Consider the following 15,170-nt stretch of genomic DNA (forward strand, 5'->3'; position numbering starts at 1 on the left):
ATTCCCCGGCGCCTCCGCCGGGTTGCGGCGCGGGGGTGACCACTACGCCTGCATGGCGGCCTTCGCCAGCCCGCACCCGAAGGCCGTCGTCCTGCCCCGGCACGTGGATCCGGCGTGGATGCAGGTGCTGGCAGGGCTGCTCGGCTGGCGAGACGTCGAGGTGTACGGCGGTCGCGCGGACGCCGCCGGGCTGTCGGAAGCGGTTCTCGCCGACCCCGTGCTACGCGAACGCATGGCGACGGCCGGCTTACCGGTGATCCCGTGGGGGCACACCGCGCAGTTCGCACGGGTCGCGACGACCGTGACCAGCCCGCAAGGGGGCGAGGACGCGGCGATGCTCCGGGCCGTCCACCGTTACGAGTCCAAATCCGCCGCGCACGCCCTCTTCCAGGCGCTCGCCCACGAGCACCCCGGCGTGGCGGTCCCGGCCCAGCACCGGGTCCCTTCCCGCCGCGCGCTCGCCCGAGTGCTGGCCGCCCGCGGCGCCGCGGGGAGGACGACCGTGGTCAAGACGGAGTACGGCGTCGGCGGCTCCGGCACCCTCGTCGTCACGCCCGGCCAGGTCGGCTCGGCGCGCCAGGCCCGCGCCCTGGCGCGTCGGCTGCCTGCCGGCGGCGTCCTGGTCGAGGACCATGTGGACGGCTCGGGGCCGCTGCGCGACCCGACCTTTGACGCTGTCGTGGGCGCCGACGGCCGTGTCCATGCTGTCGGTGTCGGGGCCATGGACATCGAGGACACGAGCTATCGGGGCGTCACCGTCGGTCCCGCGGTCGTGCCCGACGCGGTCGCGGAGACCGCTGCCCGCTTCGGCTCGGCCGTGGGCAGCGCGCTGGCCGCTGAGGGCTACCGCGGCTGGTACGACGTGGACTTCGTCGCCGACCGGGCGGGACGGCTCTCCCCCACCGAGATCAACCTCCGGCTCACCGGCCCGGCGGTCGCCTTCATGATCCAGGCCAGGCTGACCGAGATCCACGGCGGCTCGTTCTGCGTACGGACCCTGGACTGCCTGCCGCTGGGCGCGCGGCTGCCTCCCGCGGCATTGTTCGAGCACCTGGGCCGGGTGGCACGGGAGTGCCGTTCGCTCGGTGCGACGCTGCTGCCGACCGTGCCGACGGCGAGCTTCGACCCGTATCCGTACGTGGGGGTGGCGCTCGCCGCCCGTACGCCCGAGGCCCTGGACGCCGCGCAGGAGGCGGTGGCCGCCGCCAACCGCGCGTTGGGCGCGATGTTCCAGGACGGATCGTTGGGGGCGGCCGACGTCGCCTCGGCTGCGCAAGCCGGGCTCTCGGGCGTCAGGTCCGTTCTCGCGGCCGCGCGGCGAGGAATGCCAGCAGCACCGCGGCGGCGATCATGAGGGTGATGTTGAAGCCGTAGACCAAGGCGGCCTGGCGCGGCCAGTCCGTCTTGCGCGCGAGCCGGTAGAAGTTGTCCTGCGGCCACCAGGCGGCGAGCAGCCAGACCGCCGAGAGGTGCGCCGCGACGGTGAGGCGGCGGGAGCGCTCCTGGCGGGCCATCACGTCTCTTCCCCAGAAGAGGAACGCGACCCCCAGCCCGAAGGAGAGCCACTCGCACACGTAGAGCCCGAGGAACAGCAGGGCCTCCGGCTGGGGCACACCGGCGAGGTCGGTCGAGTGCGGCCACAGGAAGCCGGTGAACACCGCTGCGAGGACGGCCGCCACGACACCCACCGCCACCGGAGCGCAGCCCGCGGCGTCGTCGGAGCCGTACCCCGATCCGCCCTTGCCGCCGGGCCCCGCTCCGGCTCCGGACGGCCGAACCGGGAGCGGAAGGCTGCGTCGGTCAATCCGGCCGGCCCGGGTGCGCGGCAGCGAGACCAGCGGGACGACGGTGCGCGGGGCCCGCGCGGAGGGCAGCCGGCCTGAGGCGTAGGTCCGTATGCCCGCCGGATCGGACCGTGCGCCGTCGGCGAGGACGACGTAGGCGGCGAGGGTCGCGCGACCTGGAGCGGTCTCGATCTCGGCGACAGCGCACTCCTCGACCGACGGGTGGCCGCGCAGCACCGTCTCGGCGTCGAGGTGCGCGCCTTTGCGGCCGAGGTGTTCGAGCCGGCCGTCGTCCCGCATCCGGCCGAGGTCGCCAGTACGCAGCCACCCGTCGGCGCCCGACTGCCGGACGGCGCTCCGGTAGCCGCGGGCGGCGCCGGGACCGCCGAGCGCGATCTCCCCGACCGAGCCCTGGGGGACGGACCGGCCGCCTGCGTCGAGCACCTGGACGTCCAGGCCGGGGAAGGACTCCCCGATCAGCGAGACGCGTTCGGGGTGGTCGAGGGTCGTGGGCCGGTCGGGCAGTTCGAAGAAGGTCGCGCAGCCGGCGGCCTCGGCCGGGCCGTACACGTTGAGCACGCGGACCCACGGTCCCAGGGTCCTGCGCAGCGCCTGCTGCTCGTCGAGATACCAGACGTCGCCGGTTGCGCTGACCAGGCGGACCGCGCCGAGGTCCAGCCCGCCCCGCCGGACATACCGGTGCAGGCCCCGTGCGGTGGCCGTGTCACAGTCCAGCACGGTGACGTTCTCGGCCAGGATCAGCGCGCGCAGCACGGCGGCGGGCTCTGCGGCGCCGGCACTCGCGGGCGCCCCCGCGGTGGCCGACGGGAACGCCTTCGCGGTGGCCGGCGCGTCCTGCGTCACGCCGTCCGGCGCGGGGAGCACCAGCGTGCCGCCGGCGCCGAGCGTACGGAGCCAGCCCGCGGTGAACGCCGCGGACTCCACGGGCGCGACGAGGAGTTGTCGGTCATCGGACGTCGAGCGGTGCACAACCTGTGAGCCCTCGAACGCGCTGAGGAGGACGCCGTGCTCCACCAGCACACCCTTGGCCGGACCTGTCGTCCCGGCCGTGTACAGGACGCACGCGAGATCGGACGCCTCCACGTCCAGCGGCTCCCCGGGGCGGCCGGCTGACGCGTCGGCCGCCCGATCGACCGCCACGACCTGGCGGCGCCCGCCGTCGGACACCGTGACCCGTAACGCCTCGGTGGTCACCACCGCGAACGGCTCGGCGTCGGCGAGCACACGGCGCAGCTGCTGCTCCGGGACGCCCGGCCCGAGAGGCACGTACGCGCCGCCCGCCTTGAGGACGCCGAGCATCGCCGCCAGCGCGTCGATGCCCGGCTCCAGGCACACCGCGACCAGACCGCCGGCCGGCAGCCGAGCTTCCCGCAGCCGGTGGGCCAACTGGTTCGCGCGGCGGTCGAGTTGACCATAGGTGAGACGCTCCCCGCCGCACACCACGGCGGGCGCGGACGGCGTCTGTCGCGCACACGCCTCGTAGAGCGCGTGGACCGATCCGTACGGCATAGCGTGTATCCCCCCGGCCGTCACCGATGCTGGCACACAATCCTGCCATCTCACCCGGCAGCACGGGGAGAATTCAGAGGTGCACCAGTTGCTGCACCATGCGTCGTCCTCGTATAGGCGGACTGCGCGGCCGCCTGCGGAACCCGCAGAAGCGGCTGTTCGCCGATCGCGGCTAATACTTCGACAAGTACCGCCGCCTGCCGTGGAACGCAGCATCCGGCCACGCATTACCGGAGACTCATCAACTGAAAGGACGTCTGAGGACAACCTGTCGGGGAAGACCACCACCTACGGGGACGACCCGGGCAACCGGCTCACGTCGGTGGCGACCTCTGGGGGCGGGGACACGTACTGCTACAGCTACGACGGGTGCGGCGACCGCACCACAGCCACTGGCTCCGGGAACCTCACCAAGACCCCCGTCACTCTCATCGGTCACCTGCAACGGCGTCGGCCAGGTCTCGCGTAAGAAGGGGAGAGCTCGTGTCAGGAAGGGTCAACGAGGCCGTATTGATTGGCGGTTCTCCCGGCGGGGCCGCAACCGTATGGGTCGGACTGCTCCTGCTCGTCATACTCATCGTATACATCGTCAGGCGAGCGATGCGGAAATAGCTGTCGAACACGAGGGTGGGGGTGTCCGCGATACGCCGACGCCCCCCCCGACACGGCGTGGACGTCCCGCAGCTCCGGTTGCAGGGCATGCCGCTGGGCGGAGTCCGGCAGGTCCTCAGAGCTGGGCGCCGGAGGCTTCCGCGGCATCACACGCCTTCCTGGTCTGATCCACCATCCGGGCCGGGCTACGACTACGACCACCAGCGGCGATGGCTCGAAGGAACGTGGCATCACACCCCGTCCGGTGACCGCACGGACCAGAAGTCGGTCCGTGCGGTCAGCCCGTTCGATCAGGAGCGATGGACACGACTCGGTTCGTCAGGCCACCTTGACGCCGGACCCGAGGGTCCAGTTCTGGTTGGCGCCTCCGGTGCAGCTCCACAACTCCAGGCCGGCGCCGTTGGGGTTGGTGGTCCCGGTGACGTCGAGGCAGAGGCCGGACTGAACGCCGGTGATCGTGCCGTTGGAGTTGACGTTCCACTGCTGGTTGGTCCCGCCGTTGCAGTCGTAGATCTCAACGTGCGTACCGGCGGTGGTGGCGCCGCCGTGGGCGTCGAAGCACTTGCCCAGCACCTTCAGCGTCTTGGCCGAGGAGCTGTAGGTGATCTTCTGGTTGGCGCCGCCGTTGCAGTCCCACACAGCCAGCTGAGTGCCGTTCACCAGGGTGCTGTTCGGGTCGTCGGCACAGCGGCCGGAGAGGCCACTGGTCAGGCTGCCGCCGACCGGAGTCGAGGAGGCGGACGGGGTGACCTTGAACAACGCGGACTCGTGCGGGGCCAGGCTCCGGCTGACGGAGTTGGTGAGAGTCTCGTTCGACTTGCCCCAAAGGTTGCGCACCGTGGCGGAACCGCTGAACCCGAGGTCGGAGAAGTTGGCCGTCACCGTCTCGTTGCCGGCCCGGTCTGAACGGTTGAACAACGCGACCGTGTAGCTGCCGTCCGGGTTCTTCTGCTTCGTGGCCCACACCTGCAGATCGTTGTTGTTCGAGATCTGGCCGGCCACCACGGAGTCGGTCTGGTTGACGTTGGTGACCTCGGCGTTCTTCAGCATGTTGAGGTCACCGGCGTCCAGGTTGGTCAGGTCGCTCCCCAGCATCATCACCGACCGCGTGATCGCCCAAAGGGTGATCACGCTCTGCCGCTCGTTCACGGTCAGACCGTTGTGGTCACCGTTGCCGACCTCGATCGAGTCCGGGTCGTTCCAGCCACCAGGACCGGCGTACTGCCCCCACTGAGCCAGGTTCGCCCAACGCGGCCCGACGTTGCTCCAGGTGGTGAGAGTCGAGCAGTAGCACTCGATGTCACCTCCCGTCCGCCAGCTGTTGGAGTACTGCTGCCAGGTCTTGATGTTGTTGATGTCCAGGGTGTTCGACAGGCCGAGGTGGATGGTGCGGCCGGTCTGGTTCAGCGCCTTCGACCAGGCGATGACGTCGTTCTGGTCGCTGGTGTGCACGCCGTCGATCTTGATGTAGTCGACCCCGTAGGAGGCGAACAGGTTCGCCCAAGAGTTCACGAACGCCTGTGCCGCCGTGGGGTTCTTGTTGTAGTCGATGAAGTACATGACGTTGCCGAACCCGCCGTAGTTCGACTCGAAGGTCGACGTGCTCGAGACGATGTCCCGTGCGTGGTAGGAGGTGCCCTCGATCGGAGTGTTCTGGTCGTACGCCGCCTTCGGGATGCCCGGCGTCACGTACATGCCGAACTTCTCACCCAGGCCGTGGACGAAGTCGCCCAGGTTCTTCATACCGTCCGGGAACTTGCCGGTGTCGACGACCCAGCGACCGTACTGATCGACGGTGGTGCCGGGGTTCTTGATGTAGTAGTCGTCCAGGTTGATGTACTTGTAACCCGCAGACATCAGGCCCGAGTCGTGCATCGCCTGAGCCTGGGCCTTGATCTTGGCCTCGGTCGGGTTGTTTCTGACGGAGCTCCAGCTGCTCCACCCCATCGGTGGCGTCCGCGACGCACCGTTGTCCTGGGCTTGCGCGGGCGTCGAGCCCGTAAGGGTGGACAGGAACAGCGAGGACGCCAGGGCAACCGTCGCGACGAGCGCGCGCTTGGACATGACTCTCCTTTGAGTCGATCACCACGTCAGGAGTTTCAGACTGTTCCGTATTGAGCCCTAGTGTTCGATCGGGTGTCAATACATCCAACCAAATGGACTCGATCGGACAGATTCATTCAGTTCCGGACTGACACCCACAGGGCCGGGGCGGGCGGCGGGGGGCGCCGGCCGCCCCGGGGCGTGTTGTGGGAGGTGTGCTCAGACCAGCTTGGTCAGGAAGACCTGCTGGGTCGCGTCACGCTGCGTCCGCTTCGCGCCGCGGTCGCTGGTGAAGACCACGACGCCCTGGTGGAGCGCCGGCCAGGTGTTGTTGCCCTGGTGGCTCACCTGGGTGGCCGGGGTCCAGCCGGTCTTCGGGTCGAGGGTGGCGGTGAAGATCTTCCAGCGCCAGTCCGTCGAGCGGGAGTCGTACCAGACCGCCCGCACCGTGCCGTCGGGGTCGACGGCCAGCTTCGCCAGCTGGCTCATCGCGTCCGGGGCCGGGGCGACCTGCTCGCAGGCCGTCCAGGTGGTGCCGCCGTCGGTGGAACGCGCGGCGCGGAGCCCGAGGTTGGCGCCGGAGCTCTGGAGGGCGCCGCTCTGCCAGATGGCGACGAACGTGCCGTCCTCGTCCACGGTCAGACCCGGGTGGCGGTCGGCGCGGTCGGTGACCTTGCTGACCTGGACCGGGTTGCTCCAGGTGCGGTTCGGGGCCTTGCGGACCGACGCCAGGATCTGCCAGTTGTCGGGGTCGGTGCCGCCGCTCGCCGGCTGGCCGGCGGGCGGGGTGTGGCCGGTCCACAGCGGGTCCGGGTCGTAGCGGTCGTCCTGCCAGCTGATCACCGCGTGCTTGCCGTCCTGGACCGCGATGACCGGGAAGAGGGAAGCGGGGTGGCGCGGGGAGCGGGCGTCGGTGGGCACACCGGGGCTCGTCGCCTTGCCAGCCGTGGAGAGGTTCATCGCGGCCTTGTCGACGCCGATGATCTGCGCGTAGACGTCGAACGCGCCCTGGCTGTTGTCGGACCAGGCGACCAGCGGGTGCTTGTCCTCGATCAGCGCCAGCGCCGGGTTGATCGCGCGGCCCTTGCCCTTGCTGATCTGGTCGGGCGCCTTGAAGGAGTCGCCGCCGTCCGGGCTGTGCGCCAGCAGGACGACCGGACGGTGCGGCTGCTCCTTGCCCCGCTCGTCCTGCCACACCACCCAGACGTCCTTGCCGGTGGCGACGATGCGCGGGAAGCGCGCGGTCGCCGAACGGCCGGAGACCGTGACGGACTTGGTGAGCCGGCCCTTGGCGTCGAGGCGGCGGTAGACCACCTTGCTGGCCTGGTTCTCGTGCAGCTCGGCCACGACGTGTGTGACACCGCCGACGACCGCCACGTCCGAGAAGCCGGTGAAGGTGCCCAGGTCGCCGGTGATCAGCGTCGCCCGGTCGTCGGTGATGTCGGCCGCCGGGAGCGCGATCTCGGGCCGGGGGTCGGCCGGGGCGCCGACGGACACGAAGATCGGCGAGGTGGCGGCGCGGAGCTGGTCCGGCAGGTTCGGGTCGGCCTCGGAACCGGAGGCGCTGCCCGGGGAGCGGACCTCGACCCGGTACCAGCCGTGGTCGGTGCCCTTGAGCACCAGCGGGACCTCGAACGTCTCGTTGGTGCGCTGCGGCCGGAAGGTCACGACCGGGCCGGCGGAACGGCCGGGGGCCGCGTAGACGAGGACGCTGGTGCCCTTGCCGCCCTTGACCTTCACGCGCAGCGTGGCCTTCTTGGACAGCTTGCGGTCGGCCACGACGACCTCGTCGCCGCCCACGGCCTCGAACACACCGTCACCGTCGACGTCCGCCTCGATGGTGACGAACGGACCTGCGGTGTTCTGCGAGAGCGTCGTGCGGCCGCTGCGGAAACCGTCGAGGATGCCCAGGACCGAGCGGTCGGCCGCGTAGACGTGGGTGGTCGGCTCCCCGGGGGAGTCGACGTCCCACAGCTCGCGGAAGTGGCAGTCGCTGGCCGCAGCCACACCGAAGCGGAATCCGGCGTTCCAGCGGTTCTCCGCGTACTCGACCTCGACATCGGGGTCGCTGGCGACGTTGAGCACCTCGACCAGGTTCGCGCCTTGGACGCTGGCGTTGTCGTTCGGGCCGTCGGCCCGGGTGTACTCGCCGTCGTCGGGGTGGGCCTGCGACCACACCGCGCCCTGGGCGTGGGCGTCCCAGACCGACTGCTGCACGTGGCGGAAGCTCGCGGAGCCGGGCGGGTTGGCGCCGTCCACGATCACGTCGACGTTGCCCAGCACGATGGCGTGCGGCGAGCCGTTCGCCTCCTCGCCGGGGAGGAGCAGCAGCTTGGACGACTTCCACTGCGGGTCCCAGACCTGGTCGTAGGTCCGGTGGTCGGTCAGCGGCATGAAGTCGAGGCCGGCGCTCTCGCCCTGCCCGATCTGGTCGCCGACCGGCAGGTTGCCGGGGAGGGCCTGGTGGGACGTCTGCCGCGGACCGCTGCCGTCGGACGAATGGTCGTCGTGGACGTGGGTGTCGCCCGCCAGCCACTTGCCCTTGGGTGCCTTGCCGGCGCCGGATCCGTTGACGACGCCGGTGACCGTGGTGGCCGCCTTGACGGTGTCGGTCGCCTTGGCCGCGGAGCCGGTGGCCGCTTCGGCGGTGCCCGCGCCGATGCCGACCGCGGCGACGGCGGCACCGGCCGCGACGACGAACCTCCGACGGGTGAGGTCGGCGGATTCGGCCGTACGGCCAGAACCGTTGGACTCCCTGGGTGTTTCCATCTGCGTCTTCGCCTTTCGTTCACCGCTCCCCTGCGGAACAGTGCAAACCATTAGCGACGCTAAGAAACCCCCGATGCGGCCGAATGAACCCGCGACGAATCGTCCATAGTGATCTCCGAAACAGCGCATGCCGACGCAACCCGCCCACGGCCAGGCGAAAGCGGCCGCCGGACGGCCGGAACTCGGGCGAGTGATCCGCCCGGCCCTGCTCCTGCCGACAACCCCGTCCATCCCGGTGGGAGGGCGTGTGCGAGATGCGGCATGCCGGGGCAGGGGCGGCAGCACCAGTTGATCCGCAGTGGGACTCGCCGGCTCGTCCGGTTCCGCCGCGTCCGGCGCACCGGCATCAGCCAACCGTAGTCCGACAGCTACCGCCGGTAGCAGACCACCAGTACCGTAGGACCCCCACGTACCACGCTGCGCAGACCCTGGTCCGCGGCCGCTCCGCCCCGGTCGTCGACACGACGCCGGCCATTCGACGATGCCAGTGAAGACGGGGAGCGTCCGTATGAGGTCCATGGGTCGACCCGCACGACGACTGGCCGCCGGCCTGGCGGTCGTCGCTGTCTCCTTATCCCTGGTGAGCGCCTGCGAATCCGGTCCGGCGAAACCGTCAGCCGAGCCGAGCGTGTCGGGCCCGCAGGCGCCTTCGAAGGCGCCTGCGCCACCGACCCGGACGGCCAAGCCCTTCGATCCGCCGCTGAAATTCGCCGCCGAGTCCGGTGTCGTCATCCCCGACGGCTTGAAGCTGCTCCACGACCGGACGGTCTACCTGGCTCCGCCGAAGGACACCGGTCTGCTCGCCACGTCGGAGTCGGGTGAACTGCAGATCATCGACGCCGGAACCGGCAAGACCCTGAACACCGTCCGGCCGCAACCCGGTGCGGGGGAAACCGTGGTGAAAGGGATGACGCAAGCGCCCTCGCTCGCCACCGTGGGGGGCAGGACGCTCGTGCTGGTCACGTTCGTGCTGGACCTCCCCGGCCGCGGAACGACCCAGGGCAAGAGGGTCATCGAGATGATCGCGGTGGACAGCGTCACCAACCGTCCCGCGTGGACCAAGCGGTTCGGCGACCTGCCCGACTGGGGCCGTTCCGCGGACCCGTCCGTCGCCGTCAAGCTGATCGGCGTCCAGGACGGCATCGCGGTCGTGGCGGCCGACGACAGTTACGGCGCCCCCACCACGTACGCCGTCGACCTCGTCAAGGGCGCCACGGGCGCGACGTTGTGGCACAAGGCGGACGACTTCCATCCGATCATGACCGGCACCGGTGTGGTGGTGGGCACGTTCGAGGGCCTGAAGCAATCCTTGGCCGCTCTGGGCCTCGCGGACGGGAAGCCGGTCTGGACCAAGTACAAGGACGAGTACGAGCTGGGCGCACACTACTTCGCCCCGGACCGCCTGTCGGTCAACTACGGCGGCTCCCACAACAGCAACTTGCGAATCCTGGATGCCGTCAGCGGCGACAAGCTCACCGAACTGGAGGAGTGGGCGGGCAGTTCATGCGTCTATGACGACCGCAGCGTCACCGTGTGCACGGCACCCATCGACAATTACGTAATCGCTCTGGACGCGAAGAGTGCCAAAGACCTGTGGTGGCTGCCCGACAGCAAGCACACGCGCGTGGCCCCCAAGGTGTCGGCGGTCTGGCACGGCGCCGTCTACGGGCAGACCGCCAACGGACCTGTCGTCGTCGACGCCCGCACCGGCAACGACAGGTCGACCGCGCTCACCGTCGTCCCCGGCACCGTCGACGCCTACGTCGGCCTCGTCGACGACGAGGACACCGACCGGACCCTGGCCTATCCGGCGACCGGCTGACCGGCTGACGCCTGCCTGCCGGCCACGCGGCATTGTCGGACAGGGCGCGGAGGTCGCCGACGGCGAGCGATCCGGCGAAGAAGTCGTTCTCCTCCGGGGTGCCGGAGATGCCCGGGCCGCACCTGGGCATCCTCACCGGACTCGACCGCCCCCACGCCGACGGGATCCGCGTCAAGCTCGCCGCCCTCAACGCGCGTTGAGACCCCGCCCCAGGCCGGCCGAGCCGCCCGACCGTACCGGCGCCGATCCCTTGCTTGGTCGGCAGCAGGGATCAGCAGGTGAGGCCGAGGGACGCGATGAGGTCGCGCATCTCGTCGCGGTAGACGGTGGCAGGGTCGTGGATGAGGGTGCGCAGGTGACCGTAGATCTCCAGGGCCATCAGGCCGTGCATGCGGCCCCAGACGCGCAGGGTCACGGCGAGCGCCATCGGCGGCAGGGCGGCGAAGTCCTCCCGGACGTGCGCGACCAGGCCGGGATCGAAGTCGGCCCATTCGTAGTGATCTGCCGGATGCTGCGTGCAGGCCGACGGCCAGGCGGCGGCGACGAGGCCGACGAGGCCGGTGCAGGCGCGCAGTTCGGCGGCTTTGCCGGGGCCGTCCTCCGGGGGCTGGTAGCCCGGTACGGGGTCGCCGTAGATCAACCGGAAACCCTCGGGGTTGGCCAGCGCCCAAGCGCGCATGGCCCCTGCCCAGGCCATGATCCGGGCTCCGGGATCGCTTTCCGAGACGCTGTCCCGGGCGGACTCGGCGGCTTGCACCGCCGAGGAGTAGACGTCGCCGATGAGCGTCGTGATCAGGTCGTCGCGGGTCGGGAAGTAGCTGTAGATCGCGCCGGCCGTCATCCCCATCTCCCGGGCGATGGCTCGCAGCGAGATGGCGTCGGGGCCTCCGCCGGCCATGAGCTTCAGCGCGATCGCCTTGATCTCGGCGCTGGTCTGCTCACGGAGCCGAGCGCGGCGGCTCTGGGTCTGCTGCTGTTCGCTCACGCTTGACACTCTACAAGGTTGGATTACTGTACGCCGTGTCTGTTTCTACACGGCGTGTAGAAATTCTACGACGTAGGATATGTGATGGAACTGCAACGGCTACGCCTTGGCCTGCTCGCGTTGACGCAGCTCATCGTGGCTCTGGACTACAACATCGTCTATGTGGCGCTGCCCGACATCGGGCAGGCGCTGGGGTTCGGCCCGTCGTCCGTGCAATGGGTGGTCAGCGCCTACGCGGTCGGACTCGGCGGGTTTCTCCTCCTCGGCGGGCGGGCCGTCGACCGGCTGGGCGCGCGCCGGATGTTCGTTGCCGGGCTGGCGCTGTACGGCATCGCCTCGCTGGCGGGCGGTCTGGCGTCAGGTGCCGGGGCGCTGGTCGCCGCCCGTGCGGTGCAGGGCGTCGGCGGGGCCCTGCTGACCCCGGCCACCCTCACGCTCATCTACCGGGGCTTCGCCGAAGGCCCGGAACGCAACAGGGCACTGGGCGTCTGGGGCATGGCGGGCAGCTCTGGCCTGGCCGCGGGTTCGCTCCTGGGCGGGGTGCTCACCAACTACCTCGGGTGGGAATGGGTGTTCTTCGTCAACGTGCCGCTGGCGCTCGGCTGCGCGCTGGCGGCGCCGCGCCTGCTGCCGGCCGACCCCGCCCGCTCCCCCGGCGGGTTCGACGTACCAGGTGCGGCGCTCGGCACCGCCGGCTCGGCCCTGTTGGTGTTCGGGCTGGCCAGTGCCACCGACGTCGGCTGGGGGACGCTGCGCGGCGGTGGGGCACTGGCCGCCGGGGTGCTCCTGCTCGCGCTGTTCCTGACGGTGGAGACCCGCACCCGCGAGCCGCTGGTCCCGCTGCACCTGGTACGGAGCCGCGGCCTGGCCGTCACCATGATCGTGATCGCGGTCTTCCAGGGCACGCTGGGCGGCGGCTACTACATCCTGACCTGCTACCTCCAGCCCGTCCTCGGCTACAGCTCGCTGCAGGCGGGACTGACGTTCCTTCCGCTCACCGTCACCTGCATGATCGCCGCCCTGAAGGCCACCCCGGTGCTGCTCGGCCGATGGGGTATCCGCACCACGCTCGCCGTGGCGATGGCCGGGACCGGCACGGGCATCGCCGTCCTGATCGCAGGTGCCACACCCGGGGGCGGCTTCTGGACGCTCCTGCCCGGAAGCGCCGTGTGGGGCTTCTTCGGCGGCGTCGCCTTCGTCGCCCTCTTCGCCGCCGCCGGATCCGGCGTCGCCCCCCACGAGCAGGGTGTCGCGTCCGGGCTGGCCGCCACCACCAAGGAACTCGGCGGCGCGCTCGGCCTGGCGGTCTTCGTCGCCATCGCCACCAGCTCGGCCGATCCCCTCGACGGCCTGCACGCCGCCGGATGGACCGTGGCAGCCGTCACCGTCGCCGGCGGTGTGATCGCCCTCGCCTACCCCCCTTCCCGTCCCGCACCCGGGCCGGGCGTCGTTCCCGAAACCCTCCAAGGAGCAAGCAAGTGAGCGCCGACGACCTCATCCTCCGTTACCTCGACATCTGGAACGAACGCGACGCCGCCGCCCGGTTGAAGCTGATGCGGTCCGTCCTGACGGACGACTCGCTCTACGTGGACCCCGACTACGCGGGCCTGCTGGGGCGGGCCGAACTGTCGGAGGCGATCGGCCGGGCGCAGGAGACGTTCGGCGACCTGCAGTTCAGCCTCGACAAGCTGATCGGCGTCCACCACGACCGGGCTCTGTTCAGCTGGCGCCTGGGCACCGTGGCCACCGGCTACGACAGTGTGGAGTTCGCCGGGGACCGCATCCGCAGCGTTGTGGGGTTCTTCTCCTGAGCTGACACCACCCAGCCCGGCCGGCGGCGGAGCCGGTCGGGCTCGCGGCCGTTGAGCTCCGCCGCGGACGGCGGTTCGGCTGCCGGAGCAGCGGTGGTCCGACCGTCGACTACCGGCCGGCGGTCAGACCCTGCCGGCCCGTCAGGTCTCCCTGCGCGCCAGCAGGGGGCGGTCCGGTTCCGCCGCTCCGACCCGCCCCGGTCACTGACTGGTGCAGCTCAATGACACGCCGGCGGGCGTACCGGTGCCGAGGAACCCGAACGTGGTTGACGCGGAGGGTTGCAGTGAACCGTTGTAGGAGGCGTTGCGCACCGACACATCAGAGCCGCTGGTGCTGATGGTGCCGTTCCACACCTGACTGATGCTCTGGCCACTGCCCAGCGTCCACCGCACGGTCCATCCGCTGATCGGTTCGCCGCCTGCCGTGACCTTGACCTCTCCCTGGAAGCCGCCGGACCAGGCGTTGACAGTCGTGTAGGTCGCCGTGCAAGCGCCCCCCTGGGTGCCCCCTGAGGTCGTACCGCCACTGACCGTGCCGCCGGTGGTGGTGCCGCCGGTCGTCGTTCCACCGGTCGTGGTGCCACCGGTCGTGGTGCCACCGGTCGTGGTGCCACCGCTGGTGGTCCCACCCGGCGGCACGTAGGGGCACTTGCTGTGGTAGATCGAAATACCGCCCGGATCGGCCAACGACGGGCAGAGGAACTGTGTGTAGCGGGTGTCGTTGTCGACGAAGATCTTGAGCCAGGGGATCAGCAGACGCATCTCGGTGCTCTGCGGATGCGTGTAGTAGACGTGGTCGGCCCCGGCGATCTGCACGAAGTCACTCTGGGTGGCGGCCGGCATGGTGGCGTAGAGGCCGTCGAGGTACGAGGGGGTGACCACGGTGTCGTTCTGCCCGGCCATGACCATCGTCGGCACCTGGTCGGTGGACATGTTCTGCGACGGTGAGAAGGGCGCCAGGGCGACCGCGGCCCTGAGCGACGGCCGGTGCTCGGAGGCGTACACCACGCCACCACCCCCCATGGAGTGGCCGATCACGGAGAGCCGGCTGGTATCGACGCGGTCCCGTACCGGACTGCGCTGGGTGAGGTAGTCAAGCGCCGCCAGGAGTTGGGTTCCCCGAGCAGCGTCGTAGTCGGTACGGCTGTTGGTCTCGATGCCGATCACGACGAACCCGAAAGAGGACAGCCAGGGTCCCATCCACGCTTCCTCATCGGCGAACAGGGCGGTGTAACCGGGGACGATCGCCACCGCTCCCCAGGTGCCCGCGCTGGTGTCGGTGGGGTAGTAGATCGTGCCGCCGTTGAATCCGTTGCCCGGCGCGACGCTCGTCTGCGCGGTGGCGAACGGCCCCCTGGAAGCGGCCACACCGGCCAGCGTGGGGTCGGGTCCCCGCTGGTAGGGATTGTCCGCGGCCGCCGCCGGCTGGAGGGCCAGCAACACCGCGAGCAGTCCCGCGACGGCCACCAGCGCGGCCACGGCCGTTCTGACCGACCCGGGCCGTGAACGCTGGTACATCGTGCTTCTCCGAGCGCCCGTGGGCGCTTCCCAGGCTAGGTGCACGGTACGTCTCCCTTCCGGACAGCAGCCGACGTAGGGGTGGGAGCGCTCCCAAACAACTCCGGACGCGGACCGCGAACGCAAGGCCCCTCGCAGGCGACGACGGGTCGACAGGCGGCGCATCCCTGCCCGGTGTGCGAGACGTGGGCAAGTGTGCGCACGCAGTCCCCGAAACGTCAACGCCTAGGAATCGAAATTTTCGATGTCTCCGCCGTCGACCAGGAACAGGAAAGATCGCGCCCGATCTGATCGGC

General features: G+C 70.3%; 8 protein-coding genes. 3 read left to right on the forward strand and 5 right to left on the reverse strand.

Annotated features, from left to right (window positions below):
• Positions 1-1,292: 1,292 nt before the first annotated feature.
• The 3 genes from OG702_RS05510 to OG702_RS05520 all read right to left on the reverse strand — a co-directional run bounded on the left by OG702_RS05510 (position 1,293) and on the right by OG702_RS05520 (position 8,738).
• Entirely contained in the window at positions 1,293-3,314 is a 2,022-nt protein-coding gene (locus OG702_RS05510) for an AMP-binding protein (RefSeq protein WP_327287753.1), read from the reverse strand.
• Positions 3,315-4,244: 930 nt separating this feature from the next.
• A complete protein-coding gene (locus OG702_RS05515; protein ID WP_327287754.1) occupies positions 4,245-5,990 on the reverse strand; it encodes a glycoside hydrolase family 27 protein in 1,746 nt (581 codons plus the stop codon).
• A gap of 198 nt (positions 5,991-6,188) precedes the next feature.
• Positions 6,189-8,738, reverse strand: a complete 2,550-nt coding sequence (locus tag OG702_RS05520) for a CehA/McbA family metallohydrolase (RefSeq protein ID WP_327287755.1) — start codon at positions 8,736-8,738, stop codon at positions 6,189-6,191.
• Between the two features lie 508 nt (positions 8,739-9,246).
• Here OG702_RS05520 and OG702_RS05525 point away from each other — a divergent pair.
• Entirely contained in the window at positions 9,247-10,560 is a 1,314-nt protein-coding gene (locus OG702_RS05525; RefSeq protein ID WP_327287756.1) for a hypothetical protein, read from the forward strand.
• A 271-nt stretch (positions 10,561-10,831) separates the two neighbouring features.
• Here the strand turns inward: OG702_RS05525 and OG702_RS05530 are convergent, their stop codons facing one another.
• Positions 10,832-11,545 (reverse strand): TetR/AcrR family transcriptional regulator, encoded by a 714-nt coding sequence (locus OG702_RS05530; RefSeq protein WP_327287757.1) that lies wholly within the window; start codon positions 11,543-11,545, stop codon positions 10,832-10,834.
• Between the two features lie 84 nt (positions 11,546-11,629).
• Here OG702_RS05530 and OG702_RS05535 point away from each other — a divergent pair, with 84 nt between their 5' ends.
• Together OG702_RS05535 and OG702_RS05540 are read left to right on the forward strand one after the other, a co-directional pair.
• Positions 11,630-13,027 carry an MFS transporter gene (locus tag OG702_RS05535; RefSeq protein WP_327287758.1) on the forward strand — a complete coding sequence of 466 codons (1,398 nt, stop codon included), beginning with the start codon at positions 11,630-11,632 and terminating at the stop codon, positions 13,025-13,027.
• Positions 13,024-13,356 carry a nuclear transport factor 2 family protein gene (locus OG702_RS05540; RefSeq protein ID WP_327287759.1) on the forward strand — a complete coding sequence of 111 codons (333 nt, stop codon included), beginning with the start codon at positions 13,024-13,026 and terminating at the stop codon, positions 13,354-13,356. Before OG702_RS05535 ends, OG702_RS05540 begins: the two co-directional genes overlap by 4 nt.
• Before the next feature lie 201 nt (positions 13,357-13,557).
• On the opposite strand, the gene OG702_RS05545 is transcribed toward OG702_RS05540, so the two are convergent.
• Positions 13,558-14,874 carry a poly(ethylene terephthalate) hydrolase family protein gene (locus OG702_RS05545; protein ID WP_327287760.1) on the reverse strand — a complete coding sequence of 439 codons (1,317 nt, stop codon included), beginning with the start codon at positions 14,872-14,874 and terminating at the stop codon, positions 13,558-13,560.
• Positions 14,875-15,170 lie beyond the last annotated feature (296 nt).

The sequence above is a fragment of the Streptomyces sp. NBC_01198 genome, from assembly GCF_036010485.1.
Lineage (GTDB): Bacteria > Actinomycetota > Actinomycetes > Streptomycetales > Streptomycetaceae > Actinacidiphila.

Bases quoted from the DNA above. Each gene is read 5' to 3' on its own strand.
- OG702_RS05545 (WP_327287760.1), bottom strand. From the start codon at position 14,874: ATGTACCAGCGTTCACGGCCCGGGTCGGTCAGAACGGCCGTGGCCGCG.
- OG702_RS05535 (WP_327287758.1), top strand. From the start codon at position 11,630: ATGGAACTGCAACGGCTACGCCTTGGCCTGCTCGCGTTGACGCAGCTC.
- OG702_RS05520 (WP_327287755.1), bottom strand. From the start codon at position 8,738: ATGGAAACACCCAGGGAGTCCAACGGTTCTGGCCGTACGGCCGAATCC.
- OG702_RS05525 (WP_327287756.1), top strand. From the start codon at position 9,247: ATGAGGTCCATGGGTCGACCCGCACGACGACTGGCCGCCGGCCTGGCG.
- OG702_RS05515 (WP_327287754.1), bottom strand. From the start codon at position 5,990: ATGTCCAAGCGCGCGCTCGTCGCGACGGTTGCCCTGGCGTCCTCGCTG.
- OG702_RS05510 (WP_327287753.1), bottom strand. From the start codon at position 3,314: ATGCCGTACGGATCGGTCCACGCGCTCTACGAGGCGTGTGCGCGACAG.